The 16,563-nt window shown below is 62.0% G+C and carries 21 protein-coding genes and 1 pseudogene; 5 read left to right on the plus strand and 17 right to left on the minus strand.

The genetic code is table 11. From position 1 onward, the window contains the following. Positions 1–94: 94 nt before the first annotated feature. A complete protein-coding gene (locus tag NANH_RS29375) occupies positions 95–232 on the minus strand; it encodes a hypothetical protein (RefSeq protein WP_245601546.1) in 138 nt (45 codons plus the stop codon). Between NANH_RS29375 and NANH_RS28050 the strand changes: the two genes are divergently transcribed. Genes NANH_RS28050 through NANH_RS0116200 form a run of 4 tightly spaced genes read left to right on the plus strand, consistent with a single transcriptional unit; the run spans position 182 to position 3,356 of the window. Beyond that, on the plus strand, positions 182–415 hold the full coding sequence (locus tag NANH_RS28050; RefSeq protein WP_245601538.1) for a (2Fe-2S)-binding protein: 234 nt from the start codon (positions 182–184) through the stop codon (positions 413–415). The two genes, NANH_RS29375 and NANH_RS28050, sit on opposite strands and share 51 nt — an antisense overlap. Continuing rightward, positions 363–848, plus strand: coding sequence for a bacterioferritin (bfr, locus tag NANH_RS0116190; protein WP_027262974.1), 486 nt, complete (start codon positions 363–365; stop codon positions 846–848). Before NANH_RS28050 ends, bfr begins: the two co-directional genes overlap by 53 nt. A 22-nt stretch (positions 849–870) precedes the next feature. After that, positions 871–2,346: a di-heme oxidoreductase family protein gene (locus NANH_RS0116195; RefSeq protein WP_027262975.1), complete on the plus strand. Its 1,476-nt coding sequence runs from the start codon at positions 871–873 to the stop codon at positions 2,344–2,346. Continuing rightward, positions 2,343–3,356, plus strand: a complete 1,014-nt coding sequence (locus NANH_RS0116200; protein ID WP_027262976.1) for an imelysin family protein — start codon at positions 2,343–2,345, stop codon at positions 3,354–3,356. Before NANH_RS0116195 ends, NANH_RS0116200 begins: the two co-directional genes overlap by 4 nt. A gap of 558 nt (positions 3,357–3,914) precedes the next feature. Here NANH_RS0116200 and fahA read toward each other — a convergent pair. The 16 genes and pseudogenes from fahA to NANH_RS0116290 all read right to left on the minus strand — a co-directional run bounded on the left by fahA (position 3,915) and on the right by NANH_RS0116290 (position 15,561). After that, positions 3,915–5,171, minus strand: a complete 1,257-nt coding sequence (fahA, locus tag NANH_RS0116210; protein ID WP_027262978.1) for a fumarylacetoacetase — start codon at positions 5,169–5,171, stop codon at positions 3,915–3,917. 80 nt (positions 5,172–5,251) lie between these two features. Further along, positions 5,252–5,698, minus strand: a pseudogene (locus tag NANH_RS26475) (homogentisate 1,2-dioxygenase domain-containing protein); the annotation flags it as partial. A 132-nt stretch (positions 5,699–5,830) separates the two neighbouring features. Then, the gene (locus NANH_RS0116225) at positions 5,831–6,640 is read right to left on the minus strand and encodes a division plane positioning ATPase MipZ (protein WP_027262981.1); all 810 of its coding nucleotides are present in this window, start codon (positions 6,638–6,640) and stop codon (positions 5,831–5,833) included. Between the two features lie 256 nt (positions 6,641–6,896). Then, positions 6,897–7,118 carry a 50S ribosomal protein L31 gene (gene rpmE, locus NANH_RS0116230; RefSeq protein ID WP_027262982.1) on the minus strand — a complete coding sequence of 74 codons (222 nt, stop codon included), beginning with the start codon at positions 7,116–7,118 and terminating at the stop codon, positions 6,897–6,899. Between the two features lie 11 nt (positions 7,119–7,129). After that, entirely contained in the window at positions 7,130–7,513 is a 384-nt protein-coding gene (rplS, locus tag NANH_RS0116235; RefSeq protein WP_027262983.1) for a 50S ribosomal protein L19, read from the minus strand. Positions 7,514–7,773: 260 nt separating this feature from the next. Next, the gene (trmD, locus tag NANH_RS0116240) at positions 7,774–8,619 is read right to left on the minus strand and encodes a tRNA (guanosine(37)-N1)-methyltransferase TrmD (protein WP_027262984.1); all 846 of its coding nucleotides are present in this window, start codon (positions 8,617–8,619) and stop codon (positions 7,774–7,776) included. A 50-nt stretch (positions 8,620–8,669) separates the two neighbouring features. Continuing rightward, positions 8,670–8,831: a DUF1328 family protein gene (locus NANH_RS28055; RefSeq protein ID WP_027262985.1), complete on the minus strand. Its 162-nt coding sequence runs from the start codon at positions 8,829–8,831 to the stop codon at positions 8,670–8,672. Between the two features lie 80 nt (positions 8,832–8,911). Beyond that, positions 8,912–9,418: a ribosome maturation factor RimM gene (gene rimM, locus NANH_RS0116250; protein ID WP_027262986.1), complete on the minus strand. Its 507-nt coding sequence runs from the start codon at positions 9,416–9,418 to the stop codon at positions 8,912–8,914. 159 nt (positions 9,419–9,577) lie between these two features. Further along, positions 9,578–10,225 carry a 5,6-dimethylbenzimidazole synthase gene (gene bluB / locus NANH_RS0116255; RefSeq protein WP_027262987.1) on the minus strand — a complete coding sequence of 216 codons (648 nt, stop codon included), beginning with the start codon at positions 10,223–10,225 and terminating at the stop codon, positions 9,578–9,580. Further along, positions 10,226–10,597 (minus strand): 30S ribosomal protein S16, encoded by a 372-nt coding sequence (gene rpsP / locus NANH_RS0116260; RefSeq protein ID WP_027262988.1) that lies wholly within the window; start codon positions 10,595–10,597, stop codon positions 10,226–10,228. A 58-nt stretch (positions 10,598–10,655) separates the two neighbouring features. Further along, positions 10,656–10,952 (minus strand): chorismate mutase, encoded by a 297-nt coding sequence (locus NANH_RS0116265; RefSeq protein ID WP_027262989.1) that lies wholly within the window; start codon positions 10,950–10,952, stop codon positions 10,656–10,658. 110 nt (positions 10,953–11,062) lie between these two features. Continuing rightward, entirely contained in the window at positions 11,063–11,668 is a 606-nt protein-coding gene (locus tag NANH_RS0116270; protein ID WP_027262990.1) for a GNAT family N-acetyltransferase, read from the minus strand. Beyond that, positions 11,665–12,228 (minus strand): GNAT family N-acetyltransferase, encoded by a 564-nt coding sequence (locus NANH_RS0116275; protein ID WP_027262991.1) that lies wholly within the window; start codon positions 12,226–12,228, stop codon positions 11,665–11,667. The genes NANH_RS0116270 and NANH_RS0116275 overlap by 4 nt, the downstream gene beginning before the upstream one ends. Positions 12,229–12,234: 6 nt before the next feature. Further along, positions 12,235–13,728 carry a signal recognition particle protein gene (gene ffh, locus NANH_RS0116280; protein WP_027262992.1) on the minus strand — a complete coding sequence of 498 codons (1,494 nt, stop codon included), beginning with the start codon at positions 13,726–13,728 and terminating at the stop codon, positions 12,235–12,237. A 199-nt stretch (positions 13,729–13,927) separates the two neighbouring features. Further along, complete coding sequence (locus tag NANH_RS0116285; protein WP_027262993.1) at positions 13,928–14,740, minus strand: peptidoglycan-binding protein; 813 nt, start codon at positions 14,738–14,740, stop codon at positions 13,928–13,930. A gap of 239 nt (positions 14,741–14,979) precedes the next feature. Continuing rightward, positions 14,980–15,561, minus strand: a complete 582-nt coding sequence (locus tag NANH_RS0116290; protein WP_027262994.1) for an FMN-dependent NADH-azoreductase — start codon at positions 15,559–15,561, stop codon at positions 14,980–14,982. 115 nt (positions 15,562–15,676) lie between these two features. On the opposite strand from NANH_RS0116290, the gene NANH_RS0116295 reads away from it, so the two are divergent. Then, a complete protein-coding gene (locus NANH_RS0116295) occupies positions 15,677–16,555 on the plus strand; it encodes a LysR family transcriptional regulator (protein WP_027262995.1) in 879 nt (292 codons plus the stop codon). The last annotated feature ends 8 nt before the right edge of the window (positions 16,556–16,563 follow it).

The raw sequence follows: 16,563 nt of genomic DNA on the forward strand, positions 1-16,563 counted from the left end.
ACACATAGCTGCATTTCCGATTAAAACACTAAGGATTTGACTGGTGTGTGCGCCTATTTCCGACTATTAGAGTCGGAAATGAGGAATCGCCAGCTCACTCACAGGACTGAAAGGCATTGCGATGATCGTCTGTCATTGCGCCAAGATTGCGGATCACGAGATCCACGCCGCCATCGATTGGATGCGGGCCGCTGATCCGGATACGGTCATCAGCCCCGGCAAGATCTATCATGCCCTTGGCAAATCTGCCGATTGTGGCGGTTGTATGCCGCTTTTCCTAGACACCATGCGGGCGAATGATAATTTGTGTGTTCCAATGGAATTACGCAGCCTGCGTGCCAGAAAACAAAGGGAGATTTCACATGAAGGGCGATCCGAAAGTCATCGAATACCTCAACAAGGCGTTACGCCATGAACTGACCGCAGTCAGCCAATACTGGCTGCACTATCGGTTGCAGGCCGATTGGGGCCTTGGCCATATGGCCAAGAAGAGCCGCGAAGAATCGATTGAGGAAATGGAACACGCCGACAAGCTGATCGACCGGATCATCTTTCTGGAAGGCCACCCAAATCTGCAGAAACTCGACCCGCTGCGCATCGGTCAAAACGCACGCGAGACGCTGGAATGCGATCTGGCCGCCGAAGTGTCCGCTCGCGCCCTGTACAAAGAGGCGCGCGAGGTCTGCAGCGACGCCGGCGATTACGTGACGATGAAGCTGTTCGAAGACTTGATGGCCGACGAAGAAGGCCACATCGACTTTCTGGAAACCCAGCTGGAACTGTACGACAGTGTCGGCGCAGAGAAATATGCACAACTCAATGCCTCGAAAATGGACGAATCCGAGTAGGGTTTTCATAGCGGTTGCCGCTATGGCGGCGACCGCCCTTGCTGCCGCTGACCTTGGCGACCCACATCTTGCCTCTGTTCCCAGAACACCCCAAGAGGCCGCGCGCGTCGCCGCCGTGACTGCGCCGACCACGGATTTCACCGCTCCGGAACGGTTTGAAGACCTGCCCGCAGGGGCCGCCACTGTGCGTGCCCGTGCCAATCGCGATGCGTTTTCGCAGCCTTCAGCCAACATGGGCTTTGAAGGCGAGCTGGATTTCAAGGTCGGCAACGGGCTGTTCCGTAAACTCTGGGTGTCTTCGCCGTCCTCGACGCTGGCGTCTGACGGGCTGGGGCCGCTGTTCAATGCCCGCTCGTGCCAGAGGTGTCATATCAAGGATGGGCGTGGCCACCCGCCCGAGGGGGCCGAAGATGCCGCCACCTCGATGTTCCTGCGGGTGTCGGTGCCTGGCGGGGACACCTACGGCATACCGGGCTATCACGCGACCCAGGCGCACCCGGTCTATGGCGGTCAACTTCAGGATTTTGGTGTGGCCGGGATGGCCGCCGAATACCGGCTGGATATCGCCTATCAGGATATAACTGTGGCGATGTCCGATGGCGAAACCGCGATCCTGCGCAAACCGGTCTATACCGCCGCAGATCCCGGCTATGGCCCCTTTGGCCCGCAGGCCATGTTCAGTCCCCGTGTCGCGCCGCAGATGATCGGGCTGGGTCTGCTCGAAGCGGTGGCTGCCGCTGATATCTTGGCGGGGGCAGATCCCGAGGATAGCGATGGCGACGGAATCTCCGGACGTCCCAATATCGTCTGGTCGCGGGCGTTTGGCGAACCGATGCTGGGACGTTTCGGGCTCAAGGCCGGGGCACCGTCGATTATCGAACAGTCGGCAGCGGCCTTTGCCGGGGATATCGGCATTTCGAACCCGTTGTACCCCGAATTGTGGGGCGATTGTTCGGCAGAGCAGAGCGCGTGCCGCGCAGCCCCCCACGGCGATGACGACGCACGCGATGGATTTGAAATCGATGCCGAAGGTTTGGATCTGGTGACGTTCTACAGCCGCAATCTGGCGGTTCCCGCCCGGCGCGATCTAGGAGATGCCCAGGTGTTGCGCGGCAAACAGCTTTTCTATGAAACCGGTTGTACCGCCTGTCACCGGCCAAAATTTGTGACCCAGCGGCTGAAAGACCGCCCCGAACAAAGCTTTCAATTGATCTGGCCCTATACCGATATGCTGCTGCACGACATGGGCGACGGGTTGGCCGACAACCGCCCCGAGGCGGTCGCCGACGGTCGCGAATGGCGCACGCCGCCGCTGTGGGGCATCGGCTTGACCGAACAGGTCAGCGGCCACAGCTATTTCCTGCACGACGGGCGCGCGCGCTCGCTGCTCGAGGCGATCCTGTGGCACGGGGGCGAGGCACAACCGGCCCGCGATGCGGTCGTCACGATGGCGAAAGAGGATCGGGAGGCGCTGTTGCGCTTCCTGGGCAGCCTGTGACGCGCGCGTTGCTGTCGCTGCTGCTGGTGCTGCTGCCCTTGCGGGCGGTCGCCGGGCTGCCGGAGATCGTACGGGCGACCGTGCAGCAGCATGTGCTGGTACGGGTCGATGGGTTTGCCGCCGCCGCTGCCGATCTGGCGGCAGTTTCCGCCTCGACCTGCGATCCGGAAGATTCCGGCCTGCGCGAGGCCTATCACACGGCCTTTGACGCCTGGATCGCGATGAGCCACCTGCGCTTTGGCCCGACCGAGGTTGCCGACCGCGCCTTTGCCATCGCGTTCTGGCCCGATAGTCGCGGCGCAACCCCAAAGGCACTGGCGGCGCTGATTGCTGGTGACGATGCGGCCCTGACCGACCCGCGCGCATTTCGCGACGTATCGGTGGCGGCGCGCGGGCTGTATGCGCTGGAATACCTGCTTTTTGACGATGCGTTGCGTCAACAGGGCAAGGACACAACGCGCTGTGCCCTGATGCGGGCGATCACCTATGACGTGGCGGCCAACGGGGCGGCGATCGCAGCCGATTGGCATGACGATTATGCCGCCAAGCTGATCGATCCCGGTGCGGACGGGCCCTACCAAAGCGACGAAGAAGCCGCGCAGGAACTGTTCAAGGCGCTGGGAAGCGGGCTGCAATTCACTGCCGACGCCCGGCTTGGCCGCCCGATGGGGACGTTCGAGAAACCCCGCCCCAACCGCGCCGAGTCCCGACGTTCGGGACGGTCATTGCGCAATGTGACCCTGTCGCTGACGGCGGCGCGGGATCTGGCAGAGGATCTGGCGGCGGAGAACCGGGAACTGGTGGCCCGGTTGGTGTCCGCATTCGATGCCGCGCTGATGGCGGCGCGCCGATTGGACGATCCGACCCTTGCCAATGTGATGACTCCGCAAGGCCGCATCCGGGTCGAAGCCCTGCAAACCCAGGTGAACAAAATCCGCGCCATTGTCGCAGAAGACCTGGGTCCGCAACTGGGCGTTGCCGCAGGCTTTAACGCGCTGGACGGAGACTAACGCGTTTCGGCCTAGAACTGTTTCACGCATCGCGGCCTCTTGCCATTGGCATACCCGTGATGTGTGGGGTCCGATGTCTCGGCTGAAACCCGAAACGCCATAGGCGGCATCGATCCGCCGTCCAGCCTCCAGCCGCACCAGCCGCGCGTTCGGGGCATGGAATTGCCTGTCTTCGAAGCCGCATGGGCATACATCGCTACGTTATTCAGAGCGTTCCGATGTGGGCTCAGCCCTGAGCAGCAGATCAAGGCTGTAGACTTCCTTGCCGCGCTGAAACTGCTCCCAACTTTCCAGATCACGCAGGTTTCCAGCATCCGCTCACCCATGCCAAGACGGTCGCCGCAATAGCAGGCACCGTGAAAACAGGCTTGAACCATCTGACGGATCGGTTTGTCGGTCACCTTGTTGGCGGACGCGGGATTGCCCGGGGCTGGAGGATCGTCCGTCACCAACGGTCACATCGCTGTCGGGATCCCTTGGCGGGAAAGGCAGTGAGGCCTGCGCCGGCCGAAAAGGGGGGGCATCGGCAGGCCTGTTCCGAGCAGGAGGAAACGCTGGCTATCTGCTGTAAGGATCGTCCAATGCGGGCAGAACCGTGCCTGTGCAGGCTCCGAACCCAATGGTATACCCGTCACCCTGTGCCGCGCCATGCAAGGACAGCGTGTCACCGTCTTCAAGGAACGTCCGGGTTTCACCGCTGTCCAGCGTCAGGGGCTCCTTGCCGCCCCAACTGAGTTCCAGCAGGCTGCCGCGTTGAGATTTTCCGGGGCCGGAAATGGTGCCGGACCCCAGCAGGTCGCCCACATTCATCGGGCAGCCCGAGGTGGTGTGATGCGCCAGTTGTTGGGCCGAGGAATAGTACATTTCCTTATAGTTGGTCCGCGCGATGGTGGTTTCGGCCTTGCCCTCGGGGGCGAGGGTCACGGAGAGATCGACGTCATAGAGCATCGGGCCGCAATCCTTGAGGTGATCCAGCAATTCGAATTCCCGCGCGGGCGTGTCGGTGCGAAACGGTTCCAGCGCGGCTCGGGTCACGATCCAGGGGCTGATGCTGGTGGCGGTGGCCTTGGCCTGAAACGGCCCCAGCGGCTGGTATTCCCATGCCTGGATGTCGCGAGCGGACCAGTCGTTCAGCAGCACATAGCCAAAAATATTATTGTCGGCCTCTTGCACCGTGATTGGCCCGTCGCTGGCAACGCCGACAATCGCGCCTATCTCCAGTTCCAAGTCAAATCGGCGGCAGGGCAGGAACGCGGGTTTGTCTTGATCGGGCGATTTTAACTGTCCCCACGGGCGGCGGATATCCGTGCCTGATACAACGACCGACGAGGCACGCCCGTTATAACCGATGGGGATATGCAACCAGTTCGGTGGCAGCGCGTTTTCCGCCCCGCGGAACATGGTGCCGACATTGGTGGCATGGTGGCGACCGGCATAGAAATCGGTGTATTCGCTGACCATCAGGGGCATGTGCATCTCGGCCCGATCCATCGGCACGAGCAATGGCGCGACCTTGTCCCGCTCGGGTGCGCCTTCGGCCAGCAGCGCCGTCAACCGTTTGCGCAGCGCGGCCCAGACGGCGGGGCCTTCTTCCATCAGGTCGTTCCAGAACGGCAGTTCGAACAGCGCGGCATCGGTCAGATCTATCAGCCGGTTTTCCTCGGCGGATTGCATGTCAAGGATCATGTCGCCGATTGCCACACCACAGCGCGGGGCGGTACCTTGAGTGGCAAAAACGCCATAGGGCAGGTTATTCAGGGGAAACGGATTAGCCGGGTCATTGGCCGAGCTCACCCAGGATTTTAGCAGTGGCATTTTTTCTCCAATGGTCGTGTTTCGGGGCTCCAGGGACGCTCAATGCCCCGGCAGGAAAGCTGCGGCCTTCTTGCACCCCATTTCTTGTCGGGCGTCCCGTCGAATTTCTTTTCGATATTGGCCCAACAGTCAATGTAATCGTCCTGCAACGGTGCCTCTTTTCCGGCGAATTCGGTCAAATGCTGCGGAAAGCGAGTTTCGAACATGAAGGACATGGTATTGTCCAGCTTTTCAGGTTTGAGATCGGCGTTGCTGGCGGCTTCGAACGCCGTGCGGTCGGGTCCGTGCGGCAGCATCATGTTGTGGAGGCTCAGGCCACCGGCCACAAAGCCTTGAGGCTTGGCGTCGTACTGCCCATAGATGTTGCCCCTCATCTCGCTCATGACATTCTTGTGGTACCAGGGCGGGCGGAAGGTATTTTCCATTGTCATCCAGCGTTCGCGGAACAGCACAAAGTCGATATTGGCGGTGCCCGGCGACGAGGAGGGCGCGGTCAGAACGGTAAAGATCGAGGGGTCGGGGTGGTCAGCGACCCTTCCTGGAGATCTGGTTCGGTCGCCGGCGAAACAGGGTATGATCTGGTGTCGTTGGGCCGTGTGATGCTGCGTGGGGTGTCGGGGCCGCAGAACGTGTTCACGATCTACGACCCGAAGCCGGGATCAGATCGTCACTTCGACGCCCTTTAGGTTCAGGGCCTTCATCAGGTCGCGCAGCTCCTGGCGGGCCGCGATGTTGGACATGTTCAACTGTTTGACGCCAATGTCCTTGAGATCCAGCAGCGTCAAGCCGCGCGGGAACAGTTCGCGAAAGATCACCCTTTCGCTGAACCCCGGTGCCACGCGAAAGCCAATCCGCTGAGACAGCAGATCCACGGCGCGTTCCATCTTTTCCTTGTTGACCATGCGCTGCGAGCCGACGCGATTGCGCACCACCACCCAGTCGATTGGCTTCAGCCCGGCCTGGGCGCGCAACTGGCGTGCGTTCCAGACCATCTCGGAATAGACCGACGGGCCAAGGATTTTTTCGCCTTGCGAGTCTATGCGGGCCAGCAGGTCGAAATCGACGAAACTGTCGTTCAGCGGGGTGATCAGGGTATCGGCCAGCGAGTGCGCCACCTGGCTGAGCCGTGTATGCGATCCGGGACAGTCGATCAGGATGAAATCGCTATCCGCCTCCATGGTCTCAATCGCCGCGGAAAGGCGCCGGTCATAAATATTTTCGCCTGGCGGTACGGTGGCCGGGTCCATTTCGGGCAGGTCGTGATAGGCTGGGGTCGGTAGCTGCATACCGGATTTGCGGATGAACTCGGCCCGGTTTTCTGTGTAGCGCCCCAGAGAGCGCTGACGCAGGTCCAGATCCAGCGTGCCGACCCGGTGCCCCATCCGCGCCAGAGCCGTGGCCAGGTGCATCGAGACCGTGGATTTGCCCGCTCCGCCCTTTTCGTTTCCGACGACGATGATATGCGCCATGCTCGCTTCCTCTGCCGCAGCTTCTGCGCGGTCTGCCGTTTTTTGACATCTATATGTGGCGTCTTCGTCGTTGGAAAGCGCTGTCCTGTCTTGCTTGCCCATTGTCATGTCCATCCGGTTTTGGGCGCAGCGCGGTACGCCTCTTGCAGGGGCACAGTCTTGCAGCAAACCCTTTCCATTTGGTCACCGGTCGCCGACAACGGAAAACGCCGCCCTGGATAGGGCGGCGTTTGAAATGTCTCGCTGACCGTTGGTCTCAGAAACCAAGACCTTCGTATTTCTTCTTGAACTTGGAGACCCGTCCGCCGGTATCCATCAGGCGGGTACCGCCACCGGTCCATGCGGGATGGACGCTGGGATCGATGTCCAGCGACAGCGTGTCGCCTTCCTTGCCCCATGTCGATTTCATCTGAACCACGGTACCATCGGTCATTTTGACGTCGATGAGGTGGTATTCGGGATGGATGTCGTTTTTCATCTGTCCGGTCCTTACGCCTGCGCGCCCGCTTTGGGCTTGTAGTGGGAATCTTCGGCGATACGGGCCGACTTGCCGCGGCGCGACCGCAGATAATAGAGCTTGGCCCGGCGGACACGGCCGCGGCGGACAACGGTGATGCTCTCGATATTGGTCGAATGCAGGGGGAACACGCGTTCCACGCCTTCGCCAAAGGAAATCTTGCGCACGGTAAACGCGCCGGCGATGCCATCGCCGCCTTTGCGGGCGATGCAGACGCCTTCATAGTTCTGCACACGGGTGCGCGACCCTTCGGTCACTTTATAGCCGACACGAATGGTGTCACCGGCTTTGAAATCGGGGAGTTCTTTCCCCAAGGCGGCGATCTGTTCCGCCTCCAGCTGTGCGATCAGGTCCATCTGATCATCTCCTAAACTGCTCGTGGTTGACCCACGAAGGTTTGTGCGCCTCAGAGCTCTTGGTCTTCACCGTGTTCGCCTACCGATAGGGTCAAGGCGCCCGCCAGAGTTCAGGTCGTCTGTTCCTTTCCGCGCAATCCGGATTTCCATGGTAGATGGCAGAAGAATGCCAAATCCTAAAGTTGGGATACGGATTACAGGTCCGCAGCCGCCGAAGCGATTCCAGACACAGCGTGCTTTAGGCGAAACCCGGGTTCGGATCAAGCCCGATCGTCATCGTCATCGTCATCGTCATCGTCGCTGCCCTGGCGCAAGGCCCATAGATCGGGGCGTCGGATGCGGGTCAGGTCTTTGGACTGCGCAGCGCGCCATTGTGCGATGCGCCCGTGATGGCCGGACATCAGAATATCGGGAATCGGGCGGTCGTTCCACTGTGCCGGGCGGGTATATTGTGGATGCTCCAGCAGCCCGGCCGAAAAACTCTCTTCTTCGGTCGATTCCGCATTGCCCAGCACGCCGGGTATCAGCCGCACCGTGGCGTCGATCAAGGCCTGCGCCGCGATCTCGCCGCCCGTCAGGACGAAATCGCCCAGGCTGACCTCTTGCACGCCGAAATGATCCAGAACGCGCTCATCGACGCCTTCGAACCGGCCGCACAACAGGGTGACGCCATCGGCCTTTGCCAGATCTTGCATCATCTGCTGACTCATCGGTTTTCCGCGGGGGGACAGGTAGATCAGCGGCCAGTTGCCGGACGTTCCCGCCTGCGCGGTCTGAATCGCGGGCCCGACAACATCGGCGCGCAGCACCATGCCCGCCCCCCCGCCGGCCGGGGTGTCATCGACGTTGCGGTGTTTGCCGATGCCGAACGCGCGCAGGTCGATGGTTTCGAGTTGCCACAACCCGTCCTGCAACGCCTTACCGGTCAGGCTTTCGCCCAGAACACCGGGAAACGCGGCGGGCAGCAAGGTGATGACCTTGGCTTTCCAGACGTCTTTGAGATCCGGAACAGGTGTCATCAGTTCGCGCGGCTGCAGGGACGCGCGGATGGTCTTGCGGCCTTGTGCACGAGGGGGCTTGGCGGATGGGGGTGACGGATCGGACATGACCGCGTCTTAGGCCAAGGACGCGGCCATGGAAACGGAAAATGCGACCGTCACGCGATGGCAAACACGCCGAGCAACATGAGAACGAACAGCACAAGCGCGACGACGATGAGAATCTTGGCACCGGACAGTGCGGCTCCGGACAGTCGACCAAAGCCCAGCAGAGCGGCGATTGCGGCGACGGCCAGCAGTATGAGAATCCACTGTAGCATGTTCACACCTTTCCTTTGCCGGGCATCTGCGCCGGCTTCAGGGGATTAACGCACAGTCGGCCCGAAAGTTCCGTCGCAGCCTAGAGGGCGCCCTCTGGAGGATCGACAACGATGCGGCCCGCAGTCAGATCGACCGTTGGAACGTTTTCCAAAGTAAAGGGCAGCAACACCGTATCCTTGAGGTCGGGACCGTGGATTTCCAGCAGATCGCCGGCGCCGTGGTTCTGCACCGAACGCACCCGGCCCAATTCGGTGCCGCCGGGGTCCAGCACGATCAGCCCGATCAGGTCGGTATGATAGAATTCGTCATCCGGCAACGACGGCAACTGATCGCGCCGGGCATACAGGCGCAAGCCCTTCAGCGCATCGGCCTGTTCCTTGGTGGAAACGCCGCTCAACCGCGCCGTGAACCCGTTCTGGATTGATCCGATCAGGGCCACGGAATAGCTCTGGCTGCCGTCCTGGGTCAGCAGCGGGGAATAGGTTTCGATGTCTTCGGGCCGAGCGCAAAAGCTTTTCAACCGCACTTCGCCGCGCACGCCAAAAGCGCCGCCGACGGTGCCGACACAGATCAGGTCCGCAGTCAATTTTTGGTCTCCATGCATAGTCCCCGTTCCGGTTGGCCGCCCGCCGCCACGCAGCGTTCGGAGTTCTGGAAACGCTCGTAGAGCAAACCGGCGACAAATGCGATTGTCGTGAACATCAATAGTCGGATGAGCCGGAACATGACGTGGTTCTACCCCTGATCAACGGATAACGCATTCGGGCGCACCAGCCCGGGTTTCCCAGCCCGCGCGCGCCAGTTCGGGGATGTCCGACACCTCCTGGGAATGCCCGACGCAGAGATAGGCGATCAAAGTCCAGTCCTGTGGCACGTCAAGATCCGTGGCCAACTGAACGGGGTCGATGATCGAGACCCAGCCGACCCCGATGTCATTTGCCCGTGCCGCCAGCCAAAATTGCTGAATCGCGCAAACCACTGAATAACGGCGCATTTCCGGCATTGTGTTGGTGCCAAGATTGCGGCCCTTCCGGGTGCCGTCATCGCAGAAGATCGCCAGTTGCACCGGAGCGTCCACCATGCCCGAAAGCTTGAGCTCGGAATAGATTCGCGCATCCTTGCCAGAATAGCCTTTGAGCGCGTCGGCGTTTGCCGCCTGAAAGTTCTTCAGAGCGCGATCACGGGCGTGTTGCGAGGACAGGCGCACGATGCGCCATGGTTCGCTGAGCCCGACCGAAGGGGCCAGCGCCATGGTGGCCAGGCAGGCGTCCAGCACGGTTTGATCCACCGGATCGCGATGGAACCGGCGAATGTCCCGGCGCCAGGCCATCAGCCTGACCAAGTCGTCGCGAAACGCCCGGGAAAACCCGGGCGTTTCAACAGGTTCCGCCATTTACTCTGCGGGTTCCCCGGCAGGAGCGGACGCGGCAGCTGCCTTTTCCGCTTTCTCTTCGGCGCGGGCTTTGGCCTTGTCGCCGGGGGTGCCTTTTTTCGGGTTGTTGCGCTCGGTTTTTTCTTTGGCTCCAGCGGCTTCCAGCATACGGGCGATGCGGTCGGTGGGCTGGGCGCCCTGGCCCAGCCAGTACTGAATGCGCTCGATATCCATTTTCACGCGGTCTTCGCTGTCTTTGGGCAGCAGCGGGTTGTAGGTGCCCAGCTTTTCGATGAAGCGGCCATCGCGCGGCATGCGCGAGTCGGCGGCGACGATGCGATAAAACGGGCGTTTCTTGCTGCCGCCACGGGCGAGACGGATTTTCATGGCCATTGGTGTTTCTCCTTTGAATGGCGTTTTCGGCGCGGGGTATGTTCCGGCCAGGTCTTTGTTACGATTGGTGTTTTTCGTGGTGGTGTATGACTTCCTGAATGATGAAATTCAGGAAAGCCTTGGCGAATTCGGGGTCCAGATCGGCCTGTTTCGCCAGGTCTTCGAGACGTGCGATCTGGGCCGCTTCGCGGGTCGGATCGGACGGGGGAAGGTCGTGTTCGGCTTTGAGCTTGCCAACCGCCTGAGTGTGCTTGAACCGCTCGCCCAGAGTATAGACGAGGATCGCATCCAGACGATCGATGCTTTGGCGGTGCTCTTTGAGCAGCGCCGCGGCGCGGGCGACGGGGTCAGACATCGGCGGCTCCTTTGGGCGGAAAAACCGGGGCGAACGCCCGTATGGCAGGCGTACATACCCTGTACATGTCGCGTACATACGCGAGGTATGGCGACCGGGCGCGAAACAGATCAGTCAATGGCCCAGCCTTTCGGTTTGAACAGCGGATCCTGGTAATGGCCGATTTCCATCTCGATGCCATGCGCCAGCTGCGTGCCGTCCAGCCGCGCGGGGGCGGGGTGGCGATAGGCCGTGTCGCTGCCGTCGATGGTGGCGGCCTCGCGGTCCCTGACCGCGCCCAGACGTTCGGCCAGCCGGATGCTGTCGAGGTTCTTGGGGTCGAGATAGCTGACGGCGGTGTCCCAGCCCAGCACGTGGTACAGATAGCGCCGCGCGGCATGGGTGGCCTCGAGCGCGATGCCGCGCCCGGCGGCGTCGGGCCAGATCACCCAGGCGAGTTCGGCCTCGGGCCATTTCGCCGGTTTCCAGCCCCCGGCCATGCCATAGGTATGGTCGCTGTGGCGGTCGTGGATCATCCACATGCCAAAGCCGCGGATCGCCCAATGGCCGATTTCGGCGGCATAGAGCATCCAGCTTTCATAGGCATTCAGCGGCCCGCCCATGAAGCGGGCGCGATAGCTGGTGAAGGTGGCCTTGAAATCCGGATAATCGTCGGGTTCGGGGCCGCGCAGGATCAGACGCTTGGTTTCAAGTGTGGGGATGGTGACGGTGCTCATGCGTATGCGTCCATGCTGCCGTCGTCATCGAGCGGGTAGGTGAACACCAATGCTCCGTCGAGCGTGCCGGTTGGCTTGCCGCCCAGTCTGGTCACCAGCGCCTGGCTGGCAGCGTTGGCGGGTGCGACATAGCTGACGATCTGTTCCGGTCCGAGGCTGCGCAGATGGGTCAAAGCGGCTTGCGCGGCTTCAAAGGCAAACCCCTGGCGCTGGGCCTCGGGGGCAATGAAAAAACCCAGTTCGATGGCCTGATCGCCGGGTTCGACCCCGGCAAAGACAAAACCCACTGACCTGTCGTTGCGAAGAACGGTGAACATTCCATCGCCCCGGAGCACCCATCCGGCGGCATAGTTGGTGAACTGCGCCCAGATCGCATCCTCGTCGGGGGCGTCGCCGAGAAATTTCGCCGAGGGCGCGGAAAACAGCCGCGCGAACAGGTCGAAATCCCCCAGCAGCGGTGCGCGCAGGACCAGCCGTTCGGTTTCAAGAACCGGCAGCGCCATGTGCGCGGCGGCGGCGATCGATGCGCCGGGGCAGGGGAGGGTGACGGGCGAGACCATAACGGTTTATTTCTTTTTCCCGAAACCCGACAGGCCGGGGGGCAGGCCCATGCCGCCGCCAAGGCCGGGCAGGCCGCCGGGCATCTTGCCGCCCATCTGCTTGGCCGCCGCCTCGAGTGCGGCCGGGTCCATGTCGGCGGGCATGCCGCCCTTGCCGAACATGCCCTTCATCGCCTGTTTGAGCATGCCGCCTTTGCCCATCTTGCCCATCTTCTTCATCATGTCGCCCATCTGGCGGTGCATCTTGAGCAGCTTGTTGAGGTCAGACACCTGCATGCCGGCACCGGCGGCGATGCGTTTCTTGCGGCTGGCCTGCAGGATCTGCGGGTTGGCGCGTTCCTTTTTGGTCATCGACTGAACCAGGGCGATCTGCTGTTTCAGGATCTTGTCGTCAAACCCGGCGTCTTCGACCTGTTTGGCCATCTTTTTCATGCCGGGCATCATGCCCATCATGCCCTGCATGCCGCCCATCTGGATCATCTGTTCCAGCTGCATTTTCAGGTCGTTCATGTTGAACTGACCCTTCATCATGCGCTTCATCATCTTTTCGGCCTGTTCGGCCTCGATGGTTTCCTGGGCCTTTTCGACCAGCGACACGATATCGCCCATGCCCAGGATGCGCCCGGCGATGCGGTCCGGCTCAAACGTCTCGATGGCATCCATCTTTTCGCCAAGGCCGACAAAGCGGATCGGCTTGCCGGTCACCGCGCGCATCGACAGGGCGGCACCGCCGCGCCCGTCGCCATCCATCCGGGTCAGCACCACGCCGGTGACGCCGATCTTGTCGTCGAACTCGGTGGCGACATTGACCGCGTCCTGCCCGGTCAGCCCGTCGACGACCAGCAGGGTTTCGCGCGGGTTCGCCACGTCGCGCACCTCGGCGGCCTGCTGGATCAGTTCGGCGTCGATATGCAATCGCCCCGCAGTGTCCAGCATGTAGACGTCATAACCGCCAAGCGAGGCCTGGGTCTTGGCGCGTTTGGCGATCTGTACCGGGGTTTCGCCCTTGACGATGGGCAGGGTGTCGACGCCGATCTGGTTGCCCAGAATCGCCAGCTGTTCCATCGCGGCGGGGCGGTTGGTGTCGAGGCTCGCCATCAGCACGCGCTTGCCTTCGCGGTCTTTCATCCGCTTGGCCAGCTTGGCGGTGGTGGTGGTTTTACCCGAGCCTTGCAGGCCGACCATCAGGATCGGGGCGGGCGGATTGTCGATTTTCAGCTTGCCGGGGTCGCCTTCGCCGGTCAGCACGTCGATCAGCGCATCGTGCACGATCTTGACGACCTGCTGGCCCGGGGTGACCGATTTGGTCACCGCCTGTCCGGTGGCCTGATCCTGTACTTTCTTGATGAAGTCGCGGGCAACCGGCAGCGACACGTCGGCCTCGAGCAGGGCCACGCGGACCTCGCGCAGGGCGGTTTTGACATCCTCGTCAGACAGCGCCCCCTGCTTGGTCAGCCGGTCAAAAACACCTGAAAGGCGTTCGGATAGGTTTTCAAACATGGCCGCGTGGCCTCCGTGCCGGTTTCCGATGCCCCCAACATGGGATGGGGCGACTAAATGCGCAATCGCCCCCACGGGCGTAACACGCTGGTGGAGGGCGATCCCCATGAAGGGGACCGGAAGATCTGACACTTCCGGACGATTGCAACAGCGGTTAGCCGCTCCTGCCGGGGCGAGTCAAGGGGTCAGTTCATGGGGGTCAGAGCCGCGCGCGCTGGAAATGCATCGCGTCCTTGCCCCACAGGCGGATCGCCGGAAGCCATTCGTTGGCCTCCATGATGTCGAGGAAATCCTTGTATTCGGCACCGCAGAACAGCGCGCCCGGGCATCGGGTGCGCAATCCGTTCGGTGCCGCGAAAAAGTCTATGGCGCATCCGTAGGCATGCATCGACCAATTGTTCGATCCGCGCATCTTGCGGTGGTTGTAGGCCCCGGCGTAGCGGTCGAGGCCAAGGCCGCGCCACCTGGCTTCGCCATAGTGATTTCGGATTTCCGTCAGCGCCTTTTCAAGCTGTGGCGCGCAGTCCTTGTGGACGCGGATCTTGTTGGTTTTCTGGCGCAGGTTCCAGTCGATCCGGAAGTCGAACGGAAATTCGAGCCGGACCAGCTGCGCTTCGATGGCCGGGCCGGGGGTGCCGTAGACCGTGCCGACGGTGTTCTGTTTGGGAATCGTTCCGCCCCCCGCGGGGCTGGGCAGGGGCGTGCGGTCGATCGTTTCCTCGTGCCCGTTGATCTGTTTGAACAGATAGGCATTCAGCGCCTCTTCGGTGTTCACACCGTGCCAGCCATCGACATCGCCGGCGTCAAAGCCGAGTTCGTTGAGACAGGCCTGCACAGCGGCGGTTTCGCGACGCTTCTCGAAGGTGGTGGTGGGATCGAAGGTGTATGCGTCTTTGTGCTTGGCCTCTACCGCGCGTATCGCCGCCTGGGTGATCGGGCCAAGCACGCCGTCGATGCCGCCTTGATAGAATCCGCACGAGGCCAGCAACATCTGCAAATGCCGGTTTTCCATGAACCGCTCCTTCCAAAAATTTTGAATTAAATAAGAGCGATTATGCACTTGATGGGTGATTCTTGCTAAGCTTTTTCTCGCATGTCGCGCAGAGCGGGCCGTTTGGTCCCGGGGTCCGGTGCCGGGGTGGCGGTTTTGACAGAGGTCTGAGGGGGACAGAAACAGGACAGAGAGCAAGCCGGTCGGTGACGTGGATCAGCCGGCGTGGCCCGGTCGAGCGAGCCACGCCGGACCCGGCCTCAGGCGGCCAGGGCGGTGATCTGTGCGGCGGCGGAGTCAAGCGCGGCGTCCTGGTCCGCGTTCAGCCGGTCGGCGGCAACGATCTGCACATCTGTGACACCCATGAAGCCCAGGACAAAGCGCAGATAGCCCGAGGCGAAATCCGCGTCCGAGCCGATTTCGGCACCGCCGGTGGCGATGGCGATGATCGCGCGCTTGCCGGTCAGCAACCCGCGCGGGCCGGTTTCGGTGTATTCAAAGGTGCGCCCGACGCGGGCGATCAGGTCGACCCAGGCCTTGAGGCTGGCAGGAATACCGAAATTGTACATCGGGGTGCCAATCACGATGGTATCGGCGGCGGCTAGTTCGTCGACCAGCCGATCGGACAGGGCGAGGGTCTCGCGCTGGGCATCGGTGCGGACGTCGTCGGGGGTGAAGGTGGCCCCGACCCAGGCCTCGGTGATCTGCGGCAGGGCCTGGGACAGGTCGCGGTGGATCAGGTGGTCGGGCGACAGGCGATCCACGATACGGGCGCTGAGATCGCGCGAGACAGAGCCGTGGTGGCGGGCTGAGGTGTCGATATGCAAGAGGGTCTGTGTCATCGGTTTGGTCCTTGTGGAGGGTGGCTGTGATGTGATGCAGAGTTAGCCCTTGCAAATTTGAACGCAACGGGCGAAAAAAAACGGGTGATGTTGAAATTTGCACATGGGGTGGCGAATGGAAAACTGGGATGAAGTGCGGACGGCCTTTCATGTTGCCCGGATGGGCACCGTGAGCGGTGCGGCCGGGGTACTGGGCGTGCACCATGCCACCGTGATCCGCCATATCGACGCCATCGAGGCGCGGCTGGGGGTCAAGCTGTTTCAGCGCCATGCGCGGGGATATACGCCGACCGAGGCAGGCGCCGACCTGTTGCGGGTGGCGCAGGCGACGGACGATCAGTTCAACCAGCTGGTCGGGCGGCTGAAGGGGCAGGGCGACGCGGTCAGTGGCGAACTGGTGGTGACGTCGCTGGTCGGCCTGTCGCCGCTGCTGGCACCGGTCCTGACCGGTTTTCAGCGCGCGCATCCCGATCTGATGGTGCGGTACCTGACCGGAGACCGGCTGTTCCGGCTGGAATATGGCGAGGCCCACGTGGCGATCCGCGCCGGGTCGGTGCCCGAGCAGCCGGACAATGTGGTGCAGCCATTCACGACGTTGCGCGCGGGGCTTTATGCCAGCAGGGACTATGCCGAGGCCCATGGCATCCCCAATGGTATCGAGGAGTTTGCCGGACATCGCTTTGTCGGCCATGACGATGAAAACAATCGCGCGCCGTTCTTTCGCTGGCTGCGCGCCACGGTTGCCCCCGAGGCGATCACCTTTCGCGCCAGCAGCGGCATGGCGAACGAACATGCGGTGATGGCGGGGGCCGGAATCGGGTTTCTGCCGGAATGGATGGCGGCGCAGCGCGACGATCTGGTGCAGGTGATGGCACCGCAGCCGGACTGGTCCTCCAGCCTGTGGCTGGTGACCCATGTGGACCTGCACCGCAGCACCAAGGTGCAGAGCTTTACCAAATATCTCAAGACCCGCGCCGGGGACTGGGCGCTGTGAGATTGGGC

It is taken from the genome of Sedimentitalea nanhaiensis DSM 24252 (assembly GCF_000473225.1).
In the GTDB taxonomy this organism is placed as follows: domain Bacteria; phylum Pseudomonadota; class Alphaproteobacteria; order Rhodobacterales; family Rhodobacteraceae; genus Sedimentitalea; species Sedimentitalea nanhaiensis.